The sequence below is a fragment of the Frankia sp. BMG5.23 genome (genome assembly GCF_000685765.2).
Classification (GTDB): Bacteria; Actinomycetota; Actinomycetes; order Frankiales; family Frankiaceae; genus Frankia; species Frankia casuarinae.
Genome location: NZ_JDWE01000017.1, coordinates 4,384 through 29,713 on the forward strand (window position 1 = coordinate 4,384; position 25,330 = coordinate 29,713).

Annotated in this window: 19 protein-coding genes and 1 pseudogene; 7 read left to right on the top strand and 13 right to left on the bottom strand. The window is 70.1% G+C overall.

Annotated elements, in window-relative coordinates; genetic code table 11:
- Positions 1-288, bottom strand: a pseudogene (locus BMG523DRAFT_RS10160) (hypothetical protein); the annotation flags it as partial.
- A 515-nt stretch (positions 289-803) separates the two neighbouring features.
- On the opposite strand from BMG523DRAFT_RS10160, the gene BMG523DRAFT_RS10165 reads away from it, so the two are divergent.
- Positions 804-1,355, top strand: a complete 552-nt coding sequence (locus tag BMG523DRAFT_RS10165; RefSeq protein WP_011435632.1) for a DUF3291 domain-containing protein — start codon at positions 804-806, stop codon at positions 1,353-1,355.
- 81 nt (positions 1,356-1,436) lie between these two features.
- Here BMG523DRAFT_RS10165 and BMG523DRAFT_RS10170 read toward each other — a convergent pair whose 3' ends face one another.
- The 5 genes from BMG523DRAFT_RS10170 to BMG523DRAFT_RS10190 all read right to left on the bottom strand — a co-directional run bounded on the left by BMG523DRAFT_RS10170 (position 1,437) and on the right by BMG523DRAFT_RS10190 (position 7,885).
- Complete coding sequence (locus BMG523DRAFT_RS10170; RefSeq protein ID WP_043590998.1) at positions 1,437-2,378, bottom strand: dihydroorotate oxidase; 942 nt, start codon at positions 2,376-2,378, stop codon at positions 1,437-1,439.
- 68 nt (positions 2,379-2,446) lie between these two features.
- A complete protein-coding gene (locus BMG523DRAFT_RS10175) occupies positions 2,447-3,685 on the bottom strand; it encodes a glycosyltransferase family 4 protein (RefSeq protein ID WP_011435630.1) in 1,239 nt (412 codons plus the stop codon).
- 205 nt (positions 3,686-3,890) lie between these two features.
- Positions 3,891-6,560: an ATP-binding cassette domain-containing protein gene (locus BMG523DRAFT_RS10180; protein WP_134350965.1), complete on the bottom strand. Its 2,670-nt coding sequence runs from the start codon at positions 6,558-6,560 to the stop codon at positions 3,891-3,893.
- A gap of 197 nt (positions 6,561-6,757) precedes the next feature.
- A complete protein-coding gene (locus BMG523DRAFT_RS10185; protein ID WP_011435628.1) occupies positions 6,758-6,973 on the bottom strand; it encodes a hypothetical protein in 216 nt (71 codons plus the stop codon).
- A gap of 60 nt (positions 6,974-7,033) precedes the next feature.
- Positions 7,034-7,885 (bottom strand): dihydrofolate reductase family protein, encoded by an 852-nt coding sequence (locus BMG523DRAFT_RS10190; protein ID WP_011435627.1) that lies wholly within the window; start codon positions 7,883-7,885, stop codon positions 7,034-7,036.
- Positions 7,886-7,953: 68 nt separating this feature from the next.
- On the opposite strand from BMG523DRAFT_RS10190, the gene BMG523DRAFT_RS10195 reads away from it, so the two are divergent.
- Positions 7,954-8,847, top strand: a complete 894-nt coding sequence (locus tag BMG523DRAFT_RS10195) for an exodeoxyribonuclease III (RefSeq protein ID WP_035959179.1) — start codon at positions 7,954-7,956, stop codon at positions 8,845-8,847.
- A gap of 108 nt (positions 8,848-8,955) precedes the next feature.
- Here BMG523DRAFT_RS10195 and BMG523DRAFT_RS10200 read toward each other — a convergent pair whose 3' ends face one another.
- Positions 8,956-9,543, bottom strand: coding sequence for an Hsp20/alpha crystallin family protein (locus tag BMG523DRAFT_RS10200; RefSeq protein ID WP_011435625.1), 588 nt, complete (start codon positions 9,541-9,543; stop codon positions 8,956-8,958).
- A gap of 820 nt (positions 9,544-10,363) precedes the next feature.
- Here BMG523DRAFT_RS10200 and BMG523DRAFT_RS10205 point away from each other — a divergent pair.
- Positions 10,364-13,216 carry a non-ribosomal peptide synthetase gene (locus tag BMG523DRAFT_RS10205; RefSeq protein WP_011435624.1) on the top strand — a complete coding sequence of 951 codons (2,853 nt, stop codon included), beginning with the start codon at positions 10,364-10,366 and terminating at the stop codon, positions 13,214-13,216.
- Between the two features lie 13 nt (positions 13,217-13,229).
- On the opposite strand, the gene BMG523DRAFT_RS10210 is transcribed toward BMG523DRAFT_RS10205, so the two are convergent.
- Positions 13,230-13,946 carry a DUF4230 domain-containing protein gene (locus tag BMG523DRAFT_RS10210; protein WP_011435623.1) on the bottom strand — a complete coding sequence of 239 codons (717 nt, stop codon included), beginning with the start codon at positions 13,944-13,946 and terminating at the stop codon, positions 13,230-13,232.
- A gap of 46 nt (positions 13,947-13,992) precedes the next feature.
- Positions 13,993-15,921, bottom strand: coding sequence for a PP2C family protein-serine/threonine phosphatase (locus BMG523DRAFT_RS10215; RefSeq protein ID WP_043591003.1), 1,929 nt, complete (start codon positions 15,919-15,921; stop codon positions 13,993-13,995).
- A gap of 607 nt (positions 15,922-16,528) precedes the next feature.
- Here BMG523DRAFT_RS10215 and BMG523DRAFT_RS10220 point away from each other — a divergent pair.
- Positions 16,529-17,698: an ABC transporter ATP-binding protein gene (locus BMG523DRAFT_RS10220; RefSeq protein WP_051623814.1), complete on the top strand. Its 1,170-nt coding sequence runs from the start codon at positions 16,529-16,531 to the stop codon at positions 17,696-17,698.
- A complete protein-coding gene (locus BMG523DRAFT_RS10225) occupies positions 17,695-18,480 on the top strand; it encodes an ABC transporter permease subunit (RefSeq protein WP_011435620.1) in 786 nt (261 codons plus the stop codon). The genes BMG523DRAFT_RS10220 and BMG523DRAFT_RS10225 overlap by 4 nt, the downstream gene beginning before the upstream one ends.
- 38 nt (positions 18,481-18,518) lie before the next feature.
- On the opposite strand, the gene mdoC is transcribed toward BMG523DRAFT_RS10225, so the two are convergent.
- Both mdoC and BMG523DRAFT_RS10235 read right to left on the bottom strand, forming a co-directional pair.
- The gene (mdoC, locus tag BMG523DRAFT_RS10230) at positions 18,519-19,784 is read right to left on the bottom strand and encodes a glucans biosynthesis protein MdoC (protein ID WP_011435619.1); all 1,266 of its coding nucleotides are present in this window, start codon (positions 19,782-19,784) and stop codon (positions 18,519-18,521) included.
- Between the two features lie 149 nt (positions 19,785-19,933).
- Entirely contained in the window at positions 19,934-20,779 is an 846-nt protein-coding gene (locus tag BMG523DRAFT_RS10235; protein WP_011435618.1) for an aldo/keto reductase, read from the bottom strand.
- 180 nt (positions 20,780-20,959) lie between these two features.
- On the opposite strand from BMG523DRAFT_RS10235, the gene BMG523DRAFT_RS10240 reads away from it, so the two are divergent.
- Both BMG523DRAFT_RS10240 and BMG523DRAFT_RS10245 read left to right on the top strand, forming a co-directional pair.
- Entirely contained in the window at positions 20,960-21,238 is a 279-nt protein-coding gene (locus BMG523DRAFT_RS10240; RefSeq protein ID WP_011435617.1) for a DUF1778 domain-containing protein, read from the top strand.
- A 100-nt stretch (positions 21,239-21,338) separates the two neighbouring features.
- Positions 21,339-21,830 (top strand): GNAT family N-acetyltransferase, encoded by a 492-nt coding sequence (locus BMG523DRAFT_RS10245; RefSeq protein WP_023840460.1) that lies wholly within the window; start codon positions 21,339-21,341, stop codon positions 21,828-21,830.
- 70 nt (positions 21,831-21,900) lie between these two features.
- On the opposite strand, the gene BMG523DRAFT_RS10250 is transcribed toward BMG523DRAFT_RS10245, so the two are convergent.
- Both BMG523DRAFT_RS10250 and BMG523DRAFT_RS10255 read right to left on the bottom strand, forming a co-directional pair.
- Positions 21,901-23,688: a hypothetical protein gene (locus tag BMG523DRAFT_RS10250; protein ID WP_023840459.1), complete on the bottom strand. Its 1,788-nt coding sequence runs from the start codon at positions 23,686-23,688 to the stop codon at positions 21,901-21,903.
- A gap of 55 nt (positions 23,689-23,743) precedes the next feature.
- Complete coding sequence (locus tag BMG523DRAFT_RS10255) at positions 23,744-25,213, bottom strand: polysaccharide biosynthesis protein (protein ID WP_043591005.1); 1,470 nt, start codon at positions 25,211-25,213, stop codon at positions 23,744-23,746.
- Between the last annotated feature and the right edge of the window lie 117 nt (positions 25,214-25,330).

Below are 25,330 nucleotides of genomic sequence, written 5' to 3' on the forward strand. Positions count from 1 at the left end.
CTTGTCGTCCCGGCCCTTCTTGTCCTTACCGTCCCAGTCCTTCTTGTCCTTGTCGTCCCGGCCCTTCTTGTCCTTGGCCTCCCAGACCTTCTTGTCCCAGCTCTCCTTCTCCCAGCGAATCTTGGTCCAGTGCTCCTTGACGACGTGCTTGGTGACGTGCTTGTCCTTCGGGCCGTCGTGACCATCGAAGGCCAACGCGCTCGTGGCCGCGGGCCCCGCGGCGACGACCAGAGCCGCCGTCGTGGACAGAGCGACAACTGCGGCTTTTCTCCTTGCGGAACTTCCCATGATTCCCCCATGGCTAATAGAAAATGACCAAATACTGCCGGCGGTGGAGGCCATTTCGGCCAGCGAGAACCGAAATTGGATCACCGGCCGAGCTCGAGCGATCCGCACTCAGGCTGATTTCCGCGGAGAAACGCGCTTCCACGTAAGTGACACAGCCCGCCCCGGGATCCTGGGATCTTCCCCTCCCGGCACCTCCGACTACGGAGAGTAGCGTCGCCGTTGCCAATAGGTGGGAGGCGCGCATGATCGACTCGGGTGAGTCCATCCGGGTGGCTCCAGCGGAGTCCTCGACGGCGACACCACCTGACGGATCATCTGACAGCCCCACGATGGGGCGCCGATCGGGAGGCATCGGCATCAGCCGGCCCGTTCGTGGCGGGGTTACTGTTCGCTGGCTGTTCCGATCGGCATCGAAAAACTGGTAGAAATTGCACCCGCCGACTCGCCGATCATGATCGACCGGTAATTGACCGATATTCCTGGCGGCGGCGCGACAACCTCCCTAGGCTGCCTTCATGACGGGTTACCATCTGGCCCAGGTGAACATCGCCCGACTGCTCGCGCCGCCCGGCTCCTCCGCGCTGACCGACTTCGTCGCCGGTCTCACCCCCACCAACACGCTCGGCGACCGGCAGTCTGGTGTCGTCTGGCGCCCGCGGCCCGAGGATGGCGACACCGCCGTGCGCACGTTCGTGTGGGAGGGCGACGGCGACCATGCGATCATCGTGAACCTGACCGTGTGGGAGTCGGTGGAGGCACTGGCCAACTTCGTCTTCCATAGCGGCCACGGGGCGTTCCTACACCGTCGGCGCGAGTGGTTTCATCCCATCCAGCGGACGACCAACGCCCTGTGGTGGGTACCCGCCGGGCATCGGCCGGGGACGGACGAGGCCGAGGACCGGGTTCGTCACCTGCGGGCCCACGGCCCGACCGCCACCGCCTTCACGTTCCGGCTGACGTTTCCACCGCCGGACCGGCGGATCTCCCTGGTCCCGGGAAACGGCCCGGAGAACACCGCCGAGCAGCCGGGCCGAGCGGCACCGAGAAACGCGGCAGCCGGAGGCTGATCCGGCGCGACAGGCTCCCGTGCCGAGGACGTGAAAAAAATATGTCGGGAAGATATACGGAAAACACGCATGAAACCCTTTTCAGGGGACGGCCGGGTCGGTGTGGTCGATCCAGTCGGACAGAATGGCACCGAAGACGGCCGGATCCTCCGCACGGTTCCAGAACGCGGTGGCGGCCTGGACCGCGGTGGCCCCGGCCAGCAGGTAGTCGGCGACGTCACGACCGCCGGTCACACCCCCAACCCCGATGATGTCCACACTCTCCGGGAGCAGGCGGCGTAGCTGGCGCACCTGACCGAGCCCGACGGGCTTGAGCGCCGGCCCGCTCATACCGGCGAGCTCGACGTCGACGACTGGTCGGTGCGCATCGTCAACGGCGAAGGCGTTGGGGAAGGTGTTCACCGCCGTGACAAACCGCGGGCCACCGGGACGCGCGGCAACCTCATCGATCACCGTTGCGAGCTCCACCAGGGCCGACGGATCGGAGAACGGCGAGATCTTGACTCCGTAGGGGACGCGTCGGGCCGGATCGGCACCAGCCTGCGCCACCAGCGTGTCGCCCACCGCCGTGCAGATCGTCGCGGTGTGCCCGGGATCGAAGCAGGCGATGCGTTTCTGCGTTCCGCCGTCCCAGACGTTCGGGCAGGCCAGGTTCAGTTCGATCAGGTCGACCCCGGTCCGCGCCACGACCGCGGAGATCTCGCGGTACTCGTCAACACCGAACCCGGCGACGCTGACGGTCAACGGCTTGCCCGCCCGGTGAGCGCGCCGCACCATACCGGGCAGATGCGCGGCATAGTAGTCCAGCCCGCGGTTGGGAAGCCCGAGCGCGTTCAACGAGTAGACCCGGCCGGGCCAGTAGACGTTGCCGGAGTTACCTGACCGCGGTTCCCGGGTAATCGAACCAACGACGATCATCGAGACCGCCGACCGGGCGAACGTCTCGACATCCTCGGCGGTCTTGCAGGTGCCAGCCGCGTTCATGATCGGATGTTCCAGGGAGACACCGCACAGACCGCTCATGACCCTACCCTAGGGTTTTCGCCTGGATCAGGTTCGTGACCGGCAATCGATGATCCGGGTCGCTACCCTCATGCCACGGCGGAGGTTTTTCCGTGGCGCGCCCGCAAACGGTCGATGGCCTTCTGGTAGACCTTCTCCCGCAGGGCGGCGATACGCAGCGGCTCGAGCTCGGCGGTGCCGACCCGACCGCGGGCACCCACCGTCTCCGCGAGCTCCGGGTCGGTGAGGAAAGGTTCCAGGGCGTCGGCGAGTGCGGGGGCGTCCTCCGGCGGAACGACCGTGCCGCCCTTCCATTTCGCCACCCAGGTGGCCACCCCGGTCGTCGCGGTCGCGACGACCGGGCGTCCCGAGGCCATTCCTTCGAGACCCGCGATGGAGAAGCTCTCGAACCGGCTCGGCACGACGACCACCCGTGCCTCCTCATAGGCCTTGACCAGCTCGGGACGGGTCAGGTGGCCGGCGAAACGGCAGGTGACGCCGAGTTTGACCGCCTGCTGCTCCAGCCAGGTCCCGGTCGCCACGCCCTCGATCGTGCCCGAGGACTGACCGGCGAAGACCACCGTTACCTCGACACCCCGTTTCTTCAGCAGCGCGGCCGCCTCGATCAGGACGTCCAGCCCCTTGCGCCATTCGAGCCGTCCGACGACGAGCAACGTCGGGTCGGTGTGCCGGGGCGAAGCCACCTCCATGTACGGGGACCGGTCGAACGGGTAAGGAATGACGTCCGCGTCGGTGTCCTTATCCAGCCAGCCGAAACCGCGCAGCGTGGTGACGATCAGCTCGGAGGGAGCGGTGCGCGCGTCGGCGCGCAGCGCGGAGAACCGGTCGATCCGGTCGGCCACCGCGCCCCTGCCGTGCAGCCGGCCGTCCCGCAGACGCACGTCCATCATCGTCGGGGTGTGCAGGTGGATCACGAGGGGAATATCGCGGCGCAGGGCGGTACGCAGGCCCCGGGTCTCGCCGTCCTGAGTCTCGATCACGTCGGGACGCAGACCGAGACGACGCAGCCAAAAAGCATAGGAGACCGCGAGAACGAACCGCAGGGAGAGCGAATCGCGAGGATGGTTCTCCCCCTGAAACGACCGGCCGAGCGGACCGAGAAACCTGGTGACGGGCAACCGCAGGAGCGGCCGCCGGTGCACCATCACTCCGTCATGATCTTCGTCCGTGCGGTAGCGCCCCTGGGCGCAAAGGATATGAACCCGATGACCGAGCGCGACCAGGGCGTGAGCGATGTCGTGTGTGTAGACTCCCGCCCCGTCCCAGATGATCGGCGGATACTGCTCGCACAAGAAGACGATCTCCATACCCAATCCCCCACCGCGAGCGAACTTCGGTCGGCTCACCTTATCGCTACGATAACCGGTCGCTGCGGGGGGTTTTGGATTTGCGGCCACTCGCGCCACGTCGACCCACATATAGGGGCATAGCGGTCCCCCTCACGGCCCGGCTCGCGAGGGAGATCGCCGGGATACCTGCTCCGGGGCGTGGGCTACGGGGAGGACTGACCGCTCAGCCGCGCAGCGGCATGGACCGACCGGTCCTGGAACCGTGCGCCGGGGGAACCCCGGTGCCATACAGCCGCGGACCCGACAACCCTCCCGAACCCGAACCCGGACCAGTGGCCGGCCCTGGCCCGGCACCCGTCGGCCGGGTGACCTTCGGTTCGATCCGGCGCAGCATGACGGCAGTGAGGATCAGTGCCACGACACCGATCAGCACGCAGATCACGATGTCGAGGACCCAGATCGTCACGCTGTGCTTCCACAGCCCGTCGGTCGGGTCGGTCCGCAGGGTCTCGTTACCGAACTTGCTGACGTCGTTGAGATCGTCCGTGGACGCCAGGGCCGCGAACCCCCAGCGAGCCGGGACGAGCAGGCTGATCTGCGCCAGCACGGGACGCCCGACCAGCGAGGTCAGTCCCCCGGAGAACACCAGCTGACCCATCGTGACCAGGACCAGGATCGGCATGGTCTTGTCCGCGTTGTCGATCAGCGTCGAGACCAGCAGACCGATCATCATCGAGGCGAGCGCCGCGACCCCCACCGCAATCAGACACTCCAGCACCGGCGAGCCGAGCACGACCGCCCTCGGCGGGGTCCGGCCCACCAGCCCGATCAGGGTGAAGACAAGACACTGGGCGGTGGTGATCCCGGTCAGCAGAATGATCTTCGATCCAAGGTAGGCGGTGCGGGACAGCCCGATCGTGCGTTCCCGCCGGTAGATCGGCCGCTCCTTGACGATCTCCCGGACCGAGTTGGCCATGCCCATGAAACAGGCACACAGCACCAGAACGAGGAGGACCTTCGTCGCGTCGGTGTTCGGTGCCTGGGGTAACGCACGCAGCCCGTCCGGGGCGCGGATCACCTGCGGGACGACGCCGAGCAGGAACGGGAAGGCGATGATCAGCCGTAAGTACGACCGGTCGGCGAGCACGACCCGCCAGTACCGTCGAGTCAGCGTCGCGAGCTGGGCCCGGACCGGCTGCTGGCGCACGCTGGGCAGCTCCGGCGGTGCCTTGCGCACCGCGGGCGCCACGATCGCGGAGGGTACGAAGAACTCCGAGTCCCGGAACCGCTCCGCCATCTCCTCGCCCGGAGTGGCCTCGAGCTCGCGGAACACCGCCGCGAACTCGCGGAAGTCCTCCTTGCCGAAGAAGCGCAGCGCCCCATCCGCCGGCCCGAAGTAGGCCACGTGCCCGCCGGGCGCGAGCACGAGGATGAAGTCGCACAGGTCCAGGAACAGCACACTGTGGGTGACGACGATGACGGTCCGGCCGGTCTCGTCGCCGGAGCCGGCGCCGCCGCCCTTCGCCAGGCCCCGCAGGGTTTCCATCACGGACTGGTCATTGGCCGGGTCCAGACCGGAGGTCGGCTCGTCCAGGAACAGCAAAGAGGGCCGGGTGAGCAGCTCCAGCGCGACGCTGGTGCGCTTCTTCTGGCCGCCGGAGAGCCGGGAGACCGGTGTGTCGGCGTGCGCGGTCAGTCCAAGCTGGCCGATGACCTCCTCCACCCGGGCCCGCCGCTCCTTGGCGGTGGTGTCGGCGGGGAAACGCAGTTCCGAGCCGTATACCAGAGCCTCACGCACGGTCAGCTGGTCATGCAGCGGGTCGGCCTGCGGCACGTACCCGATCCGGCGTCGCAACTCGTCGTACTCGGCGTAGAGGTCACGTCCCGCGTAGATCACCGATCCCTGGTCCGCCGGTCGGAAGCCGGTGAGAGCGTTGAGCAGCGTGGACTTGCCGGCCCCGCTCGGTCCGACGACACCGAGCAGGGAACGGCCCGGCAGCCGGAAGGTCATGTCGTGCATGAGCTGCTTGGTGCCGGCCCACACCGACAGCGCCTGCGCCTCGAAGGCCACGTCACCGGAGTCGACGTATTCGACGAGCGAGTTTCCCTCGAGCTGGAACAGATGATGGCCGATGGCGATGATGTCGCGTTGTATCACCCGTGCCCGGGTGACCCGGTGGCCGTTGACGAAGGTGCCGTTGGCGGAGGCGAGGTCGATGAGCTCGACGCCGGCCACCGAGATATGCAGCTCGGCGTGATGGCGGGAGGCAAGCAGGTCGCCCACGTTGATGTCGTTGTCGCGGGAGCGGCCCATCCGCACCCGTCCGATCGTCAGCGGATACACGCGCCGCCGGTCGTGCACCATCGTCGCCTGCCCCACGGCCGGGTCGGGCCCGCCCGACTGCGCGGGCGCCGACGGGACGGGCGCCGACGCAGCGCCCGGCGCCGGTTCGGACCACCATTCCATGCCCGGCACCGCCGCGCCCGGCGGCGATGGCAGCGACGGCGACGGCCAAGACGAGGGCGACGGGCCGGCAAGGGGGATGGGCGCCCCGCCCGGGCTGTGGGTCGGCGCGGTCGGCGGGATCATCGGCGGGGCCGGACGCGGAACGAGCACCACCTCGGGTCCGTCCACCGCGCCGAGCCGGAGCCGAAGCTCCCCGGAGACGGCGAGACCGCCCACACGGCAGCCATCCCGCCACAGACCGTTGGCGCTGATGTCCTCGATCCGCCATCCGCCGACGTCGGGATGCAGCACCAGATGCCGGCGCGACACCCGGCCATCGTTGATCACAATGTCGGCCGCACGGGCCCGCCCCACCACGACCGGCTTGTCTCCGGTGAGCGTCACCTCCCCCGCGGGGGTGGTGACATGAAGCGGGGTCGGAACCACCAGCACTCTCCCTCGCTCCTTCGATCGCCAGACGCACCATAGTGTGCCTGTACAGAGGGAATTTTCCTGCCCCTTCCGCAACATGTCCGAAAGCTGACGGCCATGAGACGGGCCACGACGGGTTGGAGCGTGCTGGACCCGGACACCGACCGGTCCGGGGAACGAGGAAATGTGGTGGGCGGGTGGTGGAAATCGAATCAGTTCCAGCGGGCCGCACGGGTGCCGCCGTCGGGCAGGCGGGCGGAACCGACGGCCTGACCGCGGTTGTTGACCGCCGTCGCCAGGCTGCCGCGGCCGCCCAGCGTCCCAAGATCGATGATCCTCCGACCCCGCCAGACGACCGCGTGCATCGTCCGATCGGCGGCCTGGGCCCAGCCGACGACGTCCCCGCGATGGGGGCGAAAGCCTGCCACCTGGCCGGCGTTGCTGATCCGCGCCGGCCCGGAAGCGATCGAGCCGCCGGACCACGGCGCTTAGTGAGACGTCGGTGCCAGATACCGAAGAAAAACCACATCGTCGAGTTGTCGGACCTCGGCAAGGCGAAGGGGCGAGTGGACGTCGTTGGGGAAGACCCCCGGTCCCACGAAGGTCGGCGCATCGCGCTCGCCGACGAAGAACGGGGCGACGGTGAGATGCAGCTCGTCGACCAGGCCGGCGGTGAGGAAGGCCGTATGCAGCGAGGTACCACCCTCCACCAGCAGCCGACGGACGCCACGCCGGGCGAGATCGGTCAGGATGGCGGCGACCTCGACCCGGGGCCGACCGGGGAGTTCGACCAGGATGACGCGCGCGGCGCGGGTAGCGGGCGCGGTGCGGATCGCAGCCGGCGCCGATTGCGGCGTCGACGGCTCGGGAGACGAGGTCGGCTCGGGAGACGAGGTCGGCTCGGCGATCGCCAACGATGATCCAGCCCGACGGTAGATGATCGTCTCGACCGGGTCGGCGGTGAACAGCCGAGCGCTCGGATCGAGGTCTCCCCCGCCGGACAGCACGACCTTGATCGGCGTGGGCGGGCGTCCGGCCGCCTCTCGCGCCACCCGACGGTGCTGCGCGCGCACGGCGAGACGGGGATTGTCCCGCCGGACAGTGGCCGCGCCGACGAGGATCGCGTCACAGCCGGCACGCACCTCGTCCACCCGGTCGAGATCGGCGGCACTGGAGAGGATCATCCGCTCAGCCGAGCTGTCGTCGATGTGCCCATCCAACGACATCGCGCAGCTGCAGATGACGTACGGCCGGCCAGCAACAGCGCCTTGGCCCACAGTGTCATTGTCGACGATGACACTGTCGACAGTGTCATCGTCGACACGCCGGCTCATTCCCATGACGACCATCATCCCAGACCCGACATGCCCGGCAGACCTGTCGGACCGTGGGACTACCGTCAACAGATGTGCGGATCGCAACGTGGAACATCAACTCTGCGAAGGCTCGGCAGGCCCGCCTGATCGAATGGCTCGACCGGGCCGAGCCGGATGTGGTGTGCCTGCAGGAGACGAAGCTGGCGGACGACGCCTTCCTGGAGCTGTTCGACGAGGATCTGTTTCGCCGGGGCTACCGGGTCGCCCATCACGGCGACGGCCGGTGGAACGGCGTGGCGATTCTGTCGCGGGATACCCTCGACGACGTCGCGCGGGGTCTTCCGGGCGATCCGGGCTTTCCCGGTCCCGAGCCTCGCGCCATCGCCGCGACCTGCGGCGGCATCCGGATCTGGTCGCTGTACGTGCCCAACGGCCGGACCATCGACGACCCTCATTACGCCTACAAGCTGGCCTGGCTCGCCGCGCTGCGCGAGGTGGTGGCCGAGGCCACGACCCAGGGCGCGGTGATGACGTTGGGTGATTTCAACATCGCGCCAACGGACGTTGACGTCTGGGACATCACCCAGTTCGAGGGCGCCACCCACGTCACCCCGGCGGAACGCGCGGCACTCGCGGAACTCGTCGACGCCGGGCTCATCGATGTGCTGCGGGCCCGCTGGCCCGACGACGTCGTCTACACCTACTGGGACTACCGCCAGCTGTGTTTCCCGAAGAACCTCGGGATGCGCATCGACCTGGCTCTGGCGACCGCCGACGTGGCGGGCCGCGTGCGCGCGGTCTGGGTGGACCGGGCGGCCCGCAAAGGTGTCGGGACGAGCGACCACGCTCCCGTCATCGTCGATCTGGACACCGCGCCGGACGGCGACATCGGGCCGATGGTGCCGCCTCCGTCGAGTGGCAGCTCGGCCGGACAGTCCGCCCCGGGACGGACCTCCTCCACCGGCACCGGACCGCGCCGCCGCTGAGCCGGGCGGTCCCGGCAGGATCGACCGGTCCAGCGGGGTAGGCCGCCCGGCGCGAGGGAACCGCTGCCCGGCGTGCGGACGTCGGCGTCCGCACGCCGGGTGCGGTCCTCAGGCGGTGGAACCGGCTGCGGCCGGCGTGGCCGGCTCGGCGGACCGCGGCGTCGCGGACTCCGCTGATTCCGCCGGCAGCCCCGGGGAGCCCCCCTCGACGACCTCGGCCGGCCGGGCGTCGCCGACGACTGGGGTGATCTCGATCCGGGTCGCCTTGGGCTCCGCCGCCGCGCCGACGAGACGGACCGTCAGGATGCCCCGGTCGTAAGTGGCCGAGATCCGCTGCGCCTCCACGCCCTCGGGAAGCCTGAACTCCCGGCGGAAGGAACCGTGCCAGCGCTCGCGGTGTACGCGACCGGCGTGCTCACTCTCGCTGCCGGCCGCACGCTTCCCGCGGACGACCAGGCGGCCCCGGTCGATCTCGACCGCGACGTCCCGCTCGACATCGACCCCGGGCAGCTCGAGGTTGATCAGTACATCCGCTCCCTCAGTAACCACATCAGCCGACGGGACGGCGAACTCGGTGACCGACGACCGTCCGGTAAGCACCGGACGCCGCGGGCCCCAGACACGCCGAACGATCTCGTCGAACTCCCGGTCCATACGCCCCAGCGAGGCAAACGGGTCCCACAGGTAGGTGCTCACGATGCTCCCCCTCCAAAAGATTGATCTTTCTAGGGCCGATCTCTGTACATCGATGCCGATCGGGACGCTCCCGCGCCTCAGGCGCTCCCTGGGTGGATCACCTTCGGTTCGATTGCCTCCCGCTCTCACAGTTCATGAGTCTAAGGCGCTCAACCTTGCTGTTGCAAGCGGGGGTAAGGAATTTGTTGGATGTGAGGCAGAACACCGAAACGGCGAACGGTCGCAGCGGCCGACCCCGGGCGGCCGGGCGGCGGGGCCCCGGCTCCGGCCCGCCGCGGGCGCCGGGCCGCCGCGGGCTCCGGGCCGCCGTGACGCCGTGACACCGCGGAATGGCGGCACCGGATCCGGGCACCATCAGCCGAACCGCCGACCCGGGATCAAATTAGTCCGGGATCACGGCAAATCGTTTGCGCCGTACATACCCGAAGCCCGATTACCACCGACAAACTACCCCTTGAGTGAGGGTTACCGGGAGTGACCACAAGATAGCCACAGCACCGTGGTATAAAGTCGCACGCGCCATACCGGACTGCGTGTTGGGGAGGCTGTTCGTGTACCACGAGCGAACGGTTGCAGCACCGTACGAGGCAGCACCGTACGAGATTGTTGGACGGAGTTACCACAAACGGCCCGTCCCATCGCGCAGCCACCCGGCACCGGCCCCGGCCCCGGCGCATCCGTGACCATACGGGATTCGAGGTCCGCCCCCCGATCAGGGGTAACCAGCCGCATCCGGTTGACGAGATGAGGACCGGCGAGGATACAAGATCATCGTCATCCGCTGTGAGCCGATGACGCCGAGAGAGGACAGGACGAGGGAGTGGCTTTGAACGAAAGCGGTCGGCGCGCGTCCCTTGCGGTCGCGACGCCTGAAGGTGGCGCGTTCTTCCCGGCGTTGCACTTCGACGACCTGCCGGCCTCGGTGGTCAGCCGGTTCCGGGAGGTCGCCACGCACCTGCCCGATACACCCGCGCTGGTCTCGCCCGGCGTCGTCATGACCTTCGCCGAGGCTGATCGCCGGACCGATGACATCGCGATGGCGGTCCTCGGCCGCCTCGACGCGAACGAGGACGGTCCGGTCGCGACCCTGCTGCCGCACAGCGTGGCCGGCCTGCTGGGCGTACTGGGCGTACTGAAAACCGGACGCCCGGTCGTCCCGCTGGATCCGATGGTGCCCGCCGAGCGGATGGCGCAGATCGTTCGGCAGGCCGGCTGCGTGGCCCTGCTGACCGACCTGGGCGACAGTTCCGTGGCCCGCTCGACGGTGGGCCTGCGGCCGGTGGGGACCAACGGTTCGAACGCCACGGCCGAATCCAGCGTGAATCCGGACGCCCTGCTCGCCGCGCTGGCCGGGGGCGGCCCCCGCCACGTCCTGGACCTCGCCGCGGCGGCCGCGGACGGCGCCCGGTGGATCGCGGCAAACGGCGCGGACGCGGTCTGGTGGCCGCAGCCGCTGGTCGACGATCCGGCCTGCATCGTGTTCACCTCCGGTTCGACCGGCGCGCCCAAGGGCGTGGTGTGGACAAACGGCACGTTCCTGTGCGACGCCTACGCCGGCGCCGAACGTCTCGGTTTCGCGCCGGGCGACCGGCTGGCCCTCGTGCTGCCGTACTCGTTCGCCGCCGGCATCACCGTGGTGGTGTTCGGTCTACTCAACGGGGCCGGGGTGTATGCCTATGATCCACGGGCGGCGGGCCTGAGCGGCCTCGCCGACTGGATCTCCTCGCAGCACCTGACCGCGCTGCAGACCACTCCGTCTCTGCTGCGCTCCCTCGTCGGCTCGCTCGAACCGGACCAGGTCCTCGCCGACCTGCGGATCGTGACCACGTGCGGGGAGGCCGTCTACGGACGCGACATCACGGCGCTGCGGCCGCACGTGCCACCGGCGTGTACCTACGTGAACTGGTCCGGTGCCTCCGAGATCGCATCCCTCGGCTTCTTCGAGGTCCCGCCGGGCACGCAGCCGCCCGCGGGCACGGTACCCGCCGGCCTGCCGGCGACCGGCAAGGAGGTGGTACTGCGTCGCGAGGACGGCACGCCCGCCGATCCCGGCGAGGTAGGCGACGTGGAGGTCACCTCGGCCTACCTGTCGGCCGGGTACTGGGGGAACGCGGAGATGACGACGTCCCGCTTCACCCCGCTCACCGATGGCCGGACCACCTGCCGGACCGGCGACGTCGGCCGGTTCGAACCCAACGGCACGCTGATCCTGCTCGGCCGCCGGGACGCGGCGGTGAAGATCCGCGGCTATCTCGTCGAACCGAGCGAGGTGGAGGCGGCGCTGCTGAGCTCCGCGGAGATCGCCGAGGCGGTCGTCACCGCCGTCGCGCATCCTTCGGCGCGGAACCGGCTGGTCGCCTATGTCGTGCCGGCGGTACACGGCAACACCCTGTCCCCGGTCCGAATCCGGCGGAGGCTACGCGAGAAGCTGCCGGTCTGGATGGTCCCGACGACGATCATCCCCCTGGCGGAACTGCCCCGCAACGAACGCGGCAAGGTGGACCGGGGCGCGCTGCCGCCCCCGCCGGAGGCCCCGGCCGTCTCCGCCCGGCCGAGAACGCAGTGGGAGATCGTCGTCGCCGACATCTGGACGCGGGTCCTCGATCTCGAGGAGGTCGGCATCGGGGACGACTTCATGGAGCTCGGCGGCGACTCCCTGGCCGCGAACGAGCTGCTCACCCTGGTCGCGGAGAAGCTCGGGATCACCATGCCGTCATCGGCGCTGGTCGACGCGCCGACGCTGGGCGAGTTCGCCCGCGCGCTGTCACTCGCGCAGCAGTCGGGTCCGCGACACCCCACCGTCGTCCCCCTGCGCACCACCGGCTCGCGGCCGCCGCTGTTCTGCTTCGCCGGGGCCGGCGCGCTCGCCCTCGGCTTCCACTCACTGGCCCGCCGCCTCGGCGACGACCAGCCGGTCTACGCCTTCCAGGCGCATGGGCTGGAGCGGCGGGGCGTCCCGGACTGGAGCGTCGCGCGGACCGCCCGCCGCCACCTGGAGATCATCCGCGTCCTGGCTCCCCGGGGTCCCTACCTGCTCGCCGGGCACTCGCTGGGTGGCCTGATCGCCATGGAGATCGCCCAGCAGCTCGCCGCCGCGGGAGAGGAGGTCGGTTTCCTGTCCATCATGGACACCTACCTGCCGGCCTCGCTGCGGATCGAGTCGGCCGGGTCGGGTAGCGCCGCCGGGTCGGGCGGCGCCGCCGGGTCGTCGAAGGCAGCCGAGGACCACGCGCGCGGTTACCGCGGCCGGCTGGCGCGGTTCACCCAGAAGCTGCTACCGGAACAGCGGGCGAACTTCACCAGCAAGGCGACCCTCAAGAAAATGGTGCAGATTCCGCTCACCGGGGTCGTACAGTTCGGCGGGCTCGAGCAGTTCGACGTCTTCTTCAACCACGGGCGGCTTCTCGAACGTTTCTACCGACCGCGGCCATGGCCCGGCCGGACCCTCGTGTACCGATCGGCGGAGAATCCGGACCCGGAGGACGCATGGTCGGCATTCCTCACCGGGAGCCATGACACCCATTTCGTTCCGTGTGAGCATTTCTACCTGCTCCGCGAACCGCACATCATCAAGATCTCGGAGCATTTCCGGGCCGAGATCGACCGGGTGGTCGCCGGGCTGACGAAGACAGGTCGCCGGGCTGACGAAGGCAGGCTGACCGCGACGGACTGAGCACTCCGTTCGCCTAGCGGCGGTCGGCTGCGTAGGTCACCCTGACGTCGGTAAAGCCCAGCGCGCCGAGTAGACCGCGCAGCATGGCGGTGGTGTTCTTCCTGCCCAGCTCGAGCACCTGACCGTCCGTCTTCGCCGCGTCGGTCATCCGCGCCGACGCGGTCCGGTAGAGCTCCTGGTCGGTGCCGACCCCACCGAACAACCCGCCGACGCGGTTCAGCGCGCCGCGCTGGCGGGCCACCACGTAGCTGTGGTCGAGATCCAGCTCGGGCCTGGACAGCGTCGGGTTCGGCAACTCGATGGTGACCGCACGACGGTCCGGGGAGACGGTGACCGCGTCCTTGCCGAGCGCACCAAAATTGATCACCGAGTCGACGGTACCGACCCCGACGAACAGGGTGCGCTCGCCGCGCAGCGCATCAGGGATCCACTTGCTGTCCTTCTCGAGGTCGACCACCACCTCGAAGTGGGCGCTGGCGGCGTGATAGTCGCTCAGCTCTTCCAGGGAACGCAGCACCGCCGGGGAACTGCGGTCGACCGTCCTCTCCTCGAACAGGTTCGGCAGGCTCGGCCGCCATCCCGCCACCAGGGCGATGCCGGCGAGGACGAGCACGACGACGGCGACGACGGCGATCAACCGCAGTGGGCTGAGCCGGGACGACGGAGACCGCAAAGATCGCGGAGACCGGGTCGAGCGGGTGGGCCGGTCCAGGCCGGACTCGTCGTTCATGGGCGTCTTCTACCCGAAATGGCCGGCAACCACGCCGATGTCGCCGCTATGACTCTCCGGGCGCGATCGTGGAGCCACGCTGGGCGGTACGGGCGAGGATGATCGCCGTACGGTCGTCGCCCTGCCGTCCGGGCGCGTACCGGCGAACCGCGTCGAAGGCGTCGTCGAGCAGCGCCACCGGCGTGCGCGTGGGATCGCGCAGGATCTCGGCGATCAGCCGGTGCAGCCCGAACTGCCGCCCGGCCTCGTCACGTGCCTCCACCAGTCCGTCGGTGTAGGCGAAGAGCACGTCGCCCGGTTCGAGCCGCAGCGTCTGGATTCCCCACGCCCCGGGCTCCGCGAGCAGGCTCGACATCAACGGGCCCGTCGGAGGCAGCCGAACGACCTGCGCCGTTCCCAGCCGGGAACCGACGATGGAACCGGCTCCCGGCACCCGACCGGACCCGGGGCCGGCACCGTTCGCCCCATCCCCCGGCCCGCAGGCCGATCCGACGGCCTGCGCGGATCCGACGGCCTGCGCGGATCCAACAGCAGCCGCCATGACGGATCCGCCCGCCCCGTCACCGGGGCCGCATCCCGGCCGGGCGGGATCGCGGGGTCCGACCAGGTGAGCGGTCGGAGCGGGTACCTGGGGTGAGGATGCCTCGTCGGGAAGCACCGCGTCCGCAGGTACCTTGCCTGTGGGCAGCTCACCCACCCACACCTCGCCCACGGGCGACTCGCCCGCCGACGCCATGTTCCCGGGGTTCCCGGGCACCGCCCGGCGCAGCAGGAGCGCGTCGGGATGACCGGCGTTGACGTAGTACAGGTCCCCGGTCCGCGGGTCGACGACGGCAATGATCGCGGTCGCGAACATCTCCTCGATCTCGCCGAGGTTGTCCACCGTCCACTCCAGGGCCCGACCGGGATCGATCTCCGTCGACAGAGCCGCGTCGAGCAGTTGCTTGAGCCGCAACGCGAAGACCCCGGCCGCGGCTCCATGACCGGAGACGTCACCGACCACGACGGCGACCCGCCCGTCGGGCAGCTCGAAGGCGTCGTACCAGTCCCCGGCAAGTTCGCCCTCGGCCGGATCGACCCGGCCGTGCAGGACCAGGCCGCGGGCCCGCAGAAGCGAGGGCGTGAGCGCGTCCCGCAGTGCGATCACGGCGGGTCCCTGCTGGGCCAGGGCCTCCCACGACCGCTCGTTCTGGCGGACGAGCCGCACCAGCTGGGCGCGCATCGTCTCGACGTCGGCGGCCAGCTCCACGATCTCCTTGGGGCCGACGGAGGGGATCCGGGTGTCGTAGCGACCGGCGGCCACCGCGTTGACGGATCGCTGCAACGCTCCGATCGGGCGGAGCAGCCATCGCCGCGAGATGATCATAATGGTCAGCAGGAAGCCGAGGATGACAAACATCGCGCTGGCCAGCGAGCTCAGCAGCAGCACGGAGGCACTCTCCACCCGCCCGGACGCCTCGACCTGCTCACGGTCGATCGCCGCGGCGAGCTCCGCGACCTCGCGGCGCAGCAGGTCGAAGTCCTGGCGCGCTTTGGTGCGCACGATATCCTGGGCGGTGGCGGTGTCTCCTCTCGCCATCGCGACCAGTTCCGGCTGGACAACCTCGCGACGCCAGTCCCGGTACGCCTGGCCGACTTCCCCGTGCTGTGCGCGCAGCGCAGGGAAGTCGGCCAGCAATGCGTCCAGCCGTGCCGTCAGGACCGGGATGGACCTGGCGGACTCGTTGTAGGGGACCAGGAAACCCCGGTCCCGGGTGATGATGTAGCCACGCAGAGCATTCTCCTGGTCGACAAAGTCGGCCAGGAGCATCGCGGTGGTGGTCGCAGCCGGGTCCAGATGCCTGCTCCGCTCCGTCGCGGCATGACGTGACCGCAGGGCGGAGACCACGGCCAACACCAGCATCACGATGATCGAGATGCTGGCGAGCAGCGTCAGCACCCGGATGCCACGCCGAAGGCCAGCCGTCTCACCCATGTGAAGATTGTCGTCCAGCCGTCGGGCGCCGGTTGTGTCGGGTGACGTGTGGGGTCCCCCGGGGGGCTCGTACGACAGCTACCCCATCTCGCGGCTGGAACGATGAGCGCCGCACTGACTGTGCCGCGCCGGATGATCGCAAACCTCGGCGACGACGCGGACCTGCCCTGGCCCCGGACTTTCGCCAATGATCGTTTGATGACATGTCGGAAATGAGCGAAAATGACGATACGTCGTCACTCTTTCGGACGAGGCGGAAACCTCCGGGTTCCCACGGCACCGAGCGCTCCGGAGTGCCGGGAGCTGGAACGGTGCCCGTGGTCCGCTCGTTAGGCCTGCTGAGCTCGGCGGATCCCGAGCCGGGGACTGGCCCGGCCGCTGCGGTGCCCGGTGCCGACGGCGCCCAGTGCGTACCGCCGGTCGGCGCGGGAGTTCGGTCAGCCTCCGTGCTGGTGCCGACCCCGCCAGCGGCCGCGCATGTGGTCGACCACGACGGCCTCCGCGGGCACGACTCCCATAGAGCACGGTGGATGACGGAGTCACGGTGGAGGGTAACGGATCGACCGATCTCGGGAGTTGAACGCATGATCTGGGAGGCTGTCAGACGATGACTTCGGGTTCGGTCACCGAACCGACGCACGCATCGAACGTGGCTGGTCGCCCCCGCGGCGCGGCGCGGCCCCCGCGGCTGGCCGGGCGATCGCCCGAGGGCCCGACCGAGGCGGCAATCTGGACCCACGGGCTCGGCAAGCGGTACGGCGACCGGGTGGCGGTGGACCATCTCGACCTCCAGGTGCCGCGCGGGACGCTGTCCGGTTTCGTCGGCCCGAACGGGGCCGGGAAGTCCAGCACGCTGCGCATGCTGCTGGGGTTGATCCGCCCCACGGCGGGCCAGGGGTCCGTGCTGGGCGCGTCGATCTCCCATCCGGCCCGCTACCTGGGCCGGGTCGGGGCGATGATCGAGGGCCCGACGTTCCATCCCGGGCTGTCCGGCCGGCGCAATCTGGACCAGCTCGCCCTGCTGCGTGGGATCGGCGGGCGGCGCCGCGCCGATCGCGCGCGGCGGGTCGGGGAAGTCCTCGCACAGGTGGGCCTGACCGAGCGAGCCGACGACCGGTTCACCGCCTACTCCCTCGGGATGAAGCAGCGCCTGGGCATCGCCGCCGCTCTGCTGCCCGATCCCAGCCTGCTCATCCTGGACGAGCCGACGAACGGCCTCGACCCGGCGGGCATCCGGGAGATCCGCGCGCTGCTGGGTCAGCTGGCCAGCAGCGGCATGACGGTCTTCATGTCGAGCCATCTACTGACCGAGGTCGAGCAGATCTGCGATCATCTGGTGATGATCAATGGCGGGCGGATGCTGTTCCAGGGGCACGTCACCGACCTGCTCTCCGCCGAGGATCCCCGGATCCTCATGGTGCCCGAGCGGGACGACGACGCCCGCCGCCTGGCCGGGCTCCTCGGTGAGACCGGCCTTCGGGTCGAGATCGACCTCTGCCCCGGGCCGTCGTGCGACGCGGGAGTCGGCGAACGCCATCCGGTGGTGACCGCCCACGCCCGCGAGGGAGTGGCCGCGGACCTCAACCGACTGGCGATGCGCGCCGGCATCACCCTGCGCTCGCTGCGCACCCATCGGCCGAACCTGGAGGAGACCTTCCTGCGCGTCACCGGCGAAATCGACGGCGACCTCGTCCGTTTCGGTCGCACCCCGGACGGCAGTGTGCCCGCCGTGGGAGCCGGGCTCGACCCGGCCCAGAGCCGTGGAGGTGCCACATGATCACGGCTTTCCGCGCCGAATGGGTGCCGCTGTTGCGGACCCGGTTCCTGCTCGGGACGCTGGGGGCGGTCATCGCCTCGGCCCTGCTCGGCACCGTTCTGACCTTCGTCTCGGTGGGGCACAACGACTTCGATGGCGACCCCGTCACGGCCAGCGGGCTGTCCGCCGCGAACGGCGTCGCGCAGGGGGTGCAGGCGGTCAGCATCCTGCTCGGCGTGGTGGCCCTGTCCGTCGTCGCCGCGTCGCTCGCAGGCGACCATGCGCACGGGGCCCTGCGCAACCAGCTCGTCGCCCAGCCGCACCGGCTCCGGCTTCTCGCCGGCAAACTGCTGGCTCTGGCGGCGTTCGTGGTCCTCGTCATCGCCGTGGCGACCGTGGTTTCGGTCGCGCTGTCCTTCGCGCTCGCGCCGCTGAAGGGGGTGTCGACGGCCGCCTGGAGCAGCGCGGCGGGGCTGGCCGAACTGAGCAAGAGCTTTGTCAACCTGTGCGCCGGATCGCTCGGCTACGCCGCGCTCGGCGCCCTGGCCGCGATCGTCTTCCGCGCGCCTGCCGCGGCGATCGCGGTCGCGGTCGCCTACGCGCTGCCGGTGGAGATGCTGGTCACGCGCATCTACGGTCCCGCCCGGGCCTGGCTGCCGGTGCAGCTGATGGAGGCGATCGCCACCGGTGGCTTCGCCGTCGCCACGCCCTACGCCGACGCGCTGCTGCGCGGGCTGGTCTACTGCACCGCGATGGTGCTGGTCGCCGTCGTCCTCTTCTGGCGCCGGGACATGACCTCATAAGGAAACGTTATAAGGGAGCGTTATAAAGGAAGGTTGCGTCAGGGAGCCCAGCGCAGGTGCTGGGTCCGTTCCGGGTCGAGCTGTTCGGCCCGGGGAAGCCAGCGCAGCGGCTGGGTCAGCTCGGAGTCCGCCGTGCCGGCCGCTGTGGTCAGGGGCCCGGCCGCGGGCCGGCCGGTGCCGCGGCGGCCGTCGACCGGGAATTTCCCGTTGAAGATCTTGCGGAGGAAGGGTGACCGCAAGATGACGAAATGGTGGATGGCCAGGGTCACGCCGAAGGTGAGGGCGGTGACCAGGAGCATCTGCGGCCAGCGGAGGCTCGGGTCCAGCGAGAGCAGCGTCGCGATGGCGTAGATCCAGAAATAGTGGAAGAGGTAGACCGTGTAGGAGGCGTCGGAGAGGTAGCGGACGGCGGGCCGCGGACCGGGGACGAGCCGGCTGGCAAGGGCGAAGAGCGTGGCGGTGATCGCGATGGTGAAGAGGGTCCTGCTGAGCACCAGACCGGTGGATGAGGTCAGCACTCCACCCCAGTCCTGATTGGCCGCCAGCAGCAGGACGCCGGCCACGGCGAGCAGGATCGGCGCGGGCCGCTGAAAGGACGGCAGGATTCGCCGCCGATCCAGGTAGAGGAGCACGCCGAGGAGGAAGAACGGCAGGAAGTCCAGCGTCTCCTCGACCGGGAGGTCGAGGGGATCGGAACCGATGACGGGAGTCACCGCGGCCCGGTACCCGCCGCGGATGAGGATGGTGGTCACGATGACGAGTGAGATGATCGTGGCCATGACGCGCAGCCGACCGGTGGTGGCCCGCCGGTAGAGGGAGCTGGCCACAAGGCGGGATATGACGCTCACGGCCGCCGGGGTGCACAGCGCGTAGGCGAGCAGCACCATGAGGAACCACAGCTGCAGAGGCCAGCGCAGCTCGCCCACCGGCTCGGGGACGATGTTTCCACGCAGGAAGTCCAGGAACGAGACGTCCGGGTTGTGGAAGTTGTAGCTCAACCAGAGCGCGGTGGGATTGAACAGGACCAGGGTGCACAGGAATGGGATTCCCACGCTGGCGAGCCTGCGATGCACGGTGCGCGACGGCCCATACTTCCCGACGAGCATCGCGGAGAGGAACCCGGAGATCAGGAAGAAGTCCGCCATCCGGAAGAGGCCGGAGGCGTAGGCGATCCCGTGGAAGAACGGGTCGTCACCGAGCGTCGAGGCATGCACGAAGACGCCGCCCAGCATGAAGACGGCGCGCAACGCGTCCAGGTGGTGGTAGTGCCCGCCCGGAGCGGACGGCGCCGCCTTTCGCCCCACGATTCCTCCACCAAGGCTGCCGGACCGCTCCGAGCCCCTACGGGCGACGCCCTCCGGTGAAGACGTGGCAGGCTTACATCGTACGTATCATGAATGATACGAAACGAGAGGATTGCCCCGAGCTCCCAGGGACCCCGAACTCCCGGAGCTCAGTGCCCGAACACGTCGGAGTCGAGGGCGTCCGCCTCCCCCGCGGCGCCCCGGTCCAGTCCGGAGATCGCGGCAATCTCCTCAGCGGAAAGCGTGAAGTCGAAGACGTCGATGTTCTCTGCCATGCGCCTGGGGCTGGCCGACTTCGGCACCACCACGATGCCCAGCTCGATGTGCCAGCGCAGGGCGACCTGCGCGGGGGTGCGCTCGTGCGCGGCGGCGATCCGCGTGATCACGGGTTCGTCGAGCAGCCCGGTGCCGGCGCCCAGCGGGCTCCACGCCTCCGTCACGATCCCCTGCTCCGCGTGGTAGGCGCGGATCGCGGACCGGCCGAGTCGGGGATCGAGCTGGATCTGGTTCACGTCCGGCGCGACACCGGTCTGGGCCAGCAGCCGGTCGAGGTGGGTCGTCTTGAAGTTCGACACCCCGATCGCGCGCACCTGGCCGTCCTTCAACAGCTCGACGAGCCCCTTCCAGGCCTCGACGTACCGATCCCGCCACGGGTTCGGCCAGTGGATGAGGAGCAGATCGAGGTAGTCCAGCCCCATCCGGCGGGTACTCTCCACGGCGGCCCTGCGCACGCCGCGGACGCTGTGCGAGCGTTTGTTGAACTTCGTGGTGACGAACAGCTCCTCGCGGGGCACGCCGGCGGCGCGTAGTCCGGCGCCCACTCCCTTCTCGTTGCCGTAGTTGTGCGCGGTGTCAATCAATCGGTAGCCCAGCCCGAGCGCCTGTTCCACCACCCCCTGGACCTCCCGGTCGTTCAGCGGCCAGGTTCCGAGCCCGAGCCTGGGCATCCGGGCACCGTGCGCGAGCGGGACGGTGGGGACAGGCGAAAGCACCACGGGCGTAGGACCTCTCTGGTACGAAGATCTGGTACGAAGAGATGCCGGGCACCCGACCGGATCCGCGCTCCGGCCGGCCTTCGAGTATCCGGGCGACACGGCCGCGATGGATGTGGTACCCACGTCGGCGAGCGAGACCCGGGGAAACGGGTCCGAAGACCCGGAGGGCAGACTGCCAGCATGAGCACCGCCAGGGACGACAGACTCGCGGTACGGCTACCCGAGGATGAAGCCGAGATCATCCGCTCGGCCGCGGAGGGTGAGGGCCTGTCCCTTGAGGACTTCGCCGCCGAGGCCATGAAGCGATACGCGCGAGAGGTTCTCGCCGACCGCCGCCTGTTCCGCGTCCCGGATGCCGACTGGAGCAAGCTCGAGGCGCTGCTCGACGCGCCGCCGCCGGACTCCCCCCGGCTGCGCCGGCTCCTCGACGAGGAACCGGGCTCGGAGCAGCAGGAGTAGCCGGAGTACCCCGCCACCTCTGCCCGCCTCCCGATCGGCCGACCAGTCGACCGGCGATCCCGACGCGGTCCGACGCGGCCCCAAGAAAGGATCCTACGCAGTGCCCCTCGCCAAGCCCGCGGCCCTGTCCGAGGGCCCGGACCGGCTCACCTTCAACAGCGGTGACGACCTGCTCGACGGCTGGCTGCGCCACCACGCCCTCGAACACCAGCAGGACCGGACGACAAACACGTTCGTGATCGTCGACGGTACCCGGATCGCCGGCTACTACTGCCTGGCCACCGCGGCCCTGGAACGGATCCCCGGTTCACGCCGGTGGTCGCGCCGGTCCACCGAACCCGTTCCGGCGATGTTCGTGGGGCGGCTCGCGGTCGATGTCCGGTACCAGGGCCGCGGGCTCGGCGCCCAACTCGTGCGGGACGCCGTGATGCGGTCGCTGACCGTCCATCGCATGGTCGGAGTGCCGCTCCTGCTCGCCCACGCGATACGGCAACCCGGCCGGGCGTTCTACCGCCATCTCGGCTTCCTCGGCACCCACGTCGACCCCTACCTGCTCGCGCTGCCGCTACACGCCGCCGCCGGCGGGGGCTAAGCATCGCCGGCCGCCGCAGGCCCCGCCGAACGCCGCTGGCCCCCGCTGGCCCCCGCTGGCCGCCCGTCACCTACCCGTCACCGAGCAGCACATCCAGGTTGACGCGCAGCAACCACTGATCGAGCTTGAACGGGGGGTACGGCCAGGGCAGGCCGTCGAGCAGCAGCTGGTTCACCGGGAGCCACAGGCTGCGACGGCGGGCGTCGACCGCGCCGCGGCGCACCCCGACATACCGGGTCGCGGGGCCCCGCAGCCTGCTCAGCCCCACGTCGATCGGCCGGTCGGTGCGGAAGGTCATCCGCGTGCCGCGCCCCGCCGGCCGCACGACCTGCACCAGGCCGTCGAGCCCGGCGAGCAGCACCGCGCCGGTGGCCGGATCGAGGGTGATGCTGCGCACCAGCCCACCCCGGTCGGTGCCCGCGACCAGGTAGTCGGGGCGGTTGGCGATGCCCCAGGTGTCGACCGGCCAGTTGCCCGTGGCGGGGGCCCGGGTCACCAGGCCGCGCTCCCCATCGATCTTCGGGTAGACGGCGAGGGTCTCCGCCCGCAGCCCGTCGGCCTTGGTGCGGGCCACATACAGGGTGCCGTCCGCGCCGAACACGGCCGACTCCATCCGGGAGCCGTCCTGAACGGCGCGCACCGCCGTGCTCTTCGGGCTGATGGTGCCCCGCGACGCCGAGTAGGAGAACTCCTGCACGGGGAAGGGCTGGGCCCGGAAGTCCAGCCCGCGCACGTCGCTGATCAGCACGAACCGTTCGTCATCGGGTTCGCTGGTGGGATCGGCGACGACCTCCCGCGGGTTCACGACCAGTTCGAGGCCCAGCGGGCGGACCTGCGGGTACTGCCAGTGCGCCCGCACCCGGCCGGCAAGGTCGACGACGAGCAGGGCGCCGTTGTCGGTGCCGCCGACCCCGGTCCCCAGGTACTGGGCGATGACCAGGTGCCCGCTGCGGGGCAGCCGGGCGATCGAGGACGGCCCGCGCGGTGAGCGCGGCTCCAGCGGCGCGAGCACCGGGAAGGCCAGCGCCGCCACGTGCGGCGGGGCGGTCCCGGCGAGCTGGGCCGCCGTCCTGGACGCCGTCCGGTCGTAGGCCCACCGTCCGCCCGGGGAATCCCGCCGGAGCTGACCGATGCTCGGCAACTCGCCATCGATGGAGGTGTTCCAGCCGAAGAAGGGCATCAGCGAGACGAAGACCACCCGCTCGGTGCCGTCCGGACCGGGCACGACGATCACGTCCGAGATGTCCCCGCCGCCCACACCATGGTAGTTCGGGTCGGCCCGGGGCAGGCTTGTCCGGCCCTTCGTTGAGGGGATCACCAGGCGGGTGAACCGTTCGGCGGCCGGCTCGAAGATCTCTATCTCCATGCCCGTGCCGGTCAGTTTCGCCTGGTCGTCGGTGAACGGAGTCGTCGCGAGGAAGACGGTGCCGTCCGCGGCGACCGCGGACAGAAAGGCGGCCTGACCGGGGCCGAAGCCCCAGCCCGGCACCCCGGCAATCTCGATGGCCGACCGGTCGTCGAGGTTTCCGAAGGTGCCGGGTGCGCCGTAAATGGTCAGCAGATTCCCGGGCAGGCCCGCCACCGCCCCGGCCGGCATCGACGGCCCCACGGTGACCCCGCCGACTGGTGCCGAGGGTCGGCTCAGCGGCAGGTCACCGGAGGATGTCGGACCCGAGGACGAGGAGAGCAGGCGCGCGGCGACGAGGGCACCGGCGGATGTCGCGCCGAGGCCCACGGCCGTCGCAAGCAGGCGGCGGCGAGTGACGGCGAGCGGCGAACGCACCGACCCCGACGACCCGGGAGAAACGGGAGAACCGGGCTCACCGCCGTCCGCGTTCGGACGGGTCTGGGCTGGCATCAGCGGTGGCCTCTCCGCGCGGGGTGGGCTGGGACTCGTCGGGCAGAGGAGCTCCTCACACCCGGGCCGGGACCCCCTCGCCGGGTTGGGGGTTGGGTAGCCCCATATCCCCCGCCGGCCGCCGGTGCGTCTCGGCGACCCGCGCCACCCGGCGGTCGGCGTGATGCAGCTGGACCACGAGCAGGCCGACCGCGAGTGCGGTCACCGACTCGGCGGCGAGCGCGGCGGTGGCCGTGGCCATCGATCCGCCGCCGGCCGAGACAAGCGCCCCAGCCGTCGCCACCGTGGCGACGGCGAGCACGCCGACGACCCGGCGCACCCCGGCGCCGAGCAGGTACGTGGTGAACATCAGGGTGACGGCCAGCAGGGTCATGCTCAGCGCGAGCACCGACAGCGCGGAGGCGGCGGCGGTGAGATGCGCCCCGAAGACGAGTCCGATCAACCACTTCGCCGCGAACAGACCGAGCCCGGCAAGGAAGAGCCCGGGAGCGACGACGAAGACCAGCGCCACGACCAACGTGCCCCCGGCGGGGCGTCCCTCCTTGCGCCGTCGTGCCGCCTCGGGCAGCAGGAAGTTCGCGACCGCCAGCCCGATGAAGACCGGTACCTTGCAGGCCGTCGAGATCGCCGCGTAGCCGCCGACCCCGGAGGAGCCCAGCCAGCCGACGATGACGACGTCCATGTTCTGCAGCAGGGCGAGGGGGATCAGCGCGCCGAGGGCGACGGTGGTGTCGGCAATGACGCTCTGCCGGGCGCTGGCGCGTGGCGCCGGGATCGGCAGCGGAATCGGCCCGGTGGCCGGCGGTGTGCCGTCGTCAGGCAGCACGGGCGCCCCGCGCTGGGACACGGGCGCCCCGCGCTGGGACGCGGGCGCCCCGCGCTGGGACGCGGGCGGGCGCGGCAGCCGCGGGGTGCGCGTGACGGCCCACCGGGCGTGCTCGGCGCCGACGACGACGCCGAGCACGATGCCCAGGCCCGCGCCGTTCACCCCGAGCCCGCCCAGCACGAGCACGATCACCAGGCCGATCCGGACGAAGCCCTCGACCACGAAGTTGACGGCGAGACGCGGATAGGCCCCCCTGGCCTGCAGCAGGCCGCGTTCGACGCACAGCAGCGTCCACAGCGCGGCACCGATGGTCGCCTCGGCGATCGCGAGCGGATGCGGATAGGACATCAGCGCGGCCACCGGCCGGCACAGCACCACCGCGACGATCGCGGAGATCGCGATGCCGACGCCGCAGGCGCCCCGCAGCCGCCGGATCCAGGACCACTGCTCGCGCCGGGTGCCCCCCGGGCCGGACGTCTCGTGCTGCACCACGGCGATCAGCAGCGCGTTACCCGCGACCGAGAGGATCAGGAAGATGCTGACCTGCACCGACACGGCGCCGTAGGAGTCCGGGTCCAGCGACCGGGCGACGATCAGGTTCATCAGCAGGTTGCACCCGTTGACGAGCATGCCGGCGACGGCCAGTGCTGCCGGACCGGCCAGCAGGCCCGTCACAGCCTCACGCGAGGGCTTCGCCATCAGTCTCCCCACCGGGAACGGGACACGTCGAAATCACCCACAGCGGAACACCGGCCATGGTAGGTGGTCGACGATTTTCCGACATCGGTAGGTTGCAGGCGAACCTTGCAGACGAAC

Coding starts and splice junctions, on each gene's coding strand:
- BMG523DRAFT_RS10190 (WP_011435627.1), bottom strand. CDS start 7,885: ATGGGAATGAGCCGGCGTGTCGACGATGACACTGTCGACAGTGTCATC.
- BMG523DRAFT_RS10210 (WP_011435623.1), bottom strand. CDS start 13,946: ATGAACGACGAGTCCGGCCTGGACCGGCCCACCCGCTCGACCCGGTCT.
- BMG523DRAFT_RS10240 (WP_011435617.1), top strand. CDS start 20,960: ATGAGCACCGCCAGGGACGACAGACTCGCGGTACGGCTACCCGAGGAT.
- BMG523DRAFT_RS10250 (WP_023840459.1), bottom strand. CDS start 23,688: ATGCCAGCCCAGACCCGTCCGAACGCGGACGGCGGTGAGCCCGGTTCT.
- BMG523DRAFT_RS10220 (WP_051623814.1), top strand. CDS start 16,529: ATGACTTCGGGTTCGGTCACCGAACCGACGCACGCATCGAACGTGGCT.
- BMG523DRAFT_RS10215 (WP_043591003.1), bottom strand. CDS start 15,921: ATGGGTGAGACGGCTGGCCTTCGGCGTGGCATCCGGGTGCTGACGCTG.
- BMG523DRAFT_RS10165 (WP_011435632.1), top strand. CDS start 804: ATGACGGGTTACCATCTGGCCCAGGTGAACATCGCCCGACTGCTCGCG.
- BMG523DRAFT_RS10170 (WP_043590998.1), bottom strand. CDS start 2,378: ATGAGCGGTCTGTGCGGTGTCTCCCTGGAACATCCGATCATGAACGCG.
- BMG523DRAFT_RS10225 (WP_011435620.1), top strand. CDS start 17,695: ATGATCACGGCTTTCCGCGCCGAATGGGTGCCGCTGTTGCGGACCCGG.
- BMG523DRAFT_RS10255 (WP_043591005.1), bottom strand. CDS start 25,213: ATGGCGAAGCCCTCGCGTGAGGCTGTGACGGGCCTGCTGGCCGGTCCG.
- BMG523DRAFT_RS10175 (WP_011435630.1), bottom strand. CDS start 3,685: ATGGAGATCGTCTTCTTGTGCGAGCAGTATCCGCCGATCATCTGGGAC.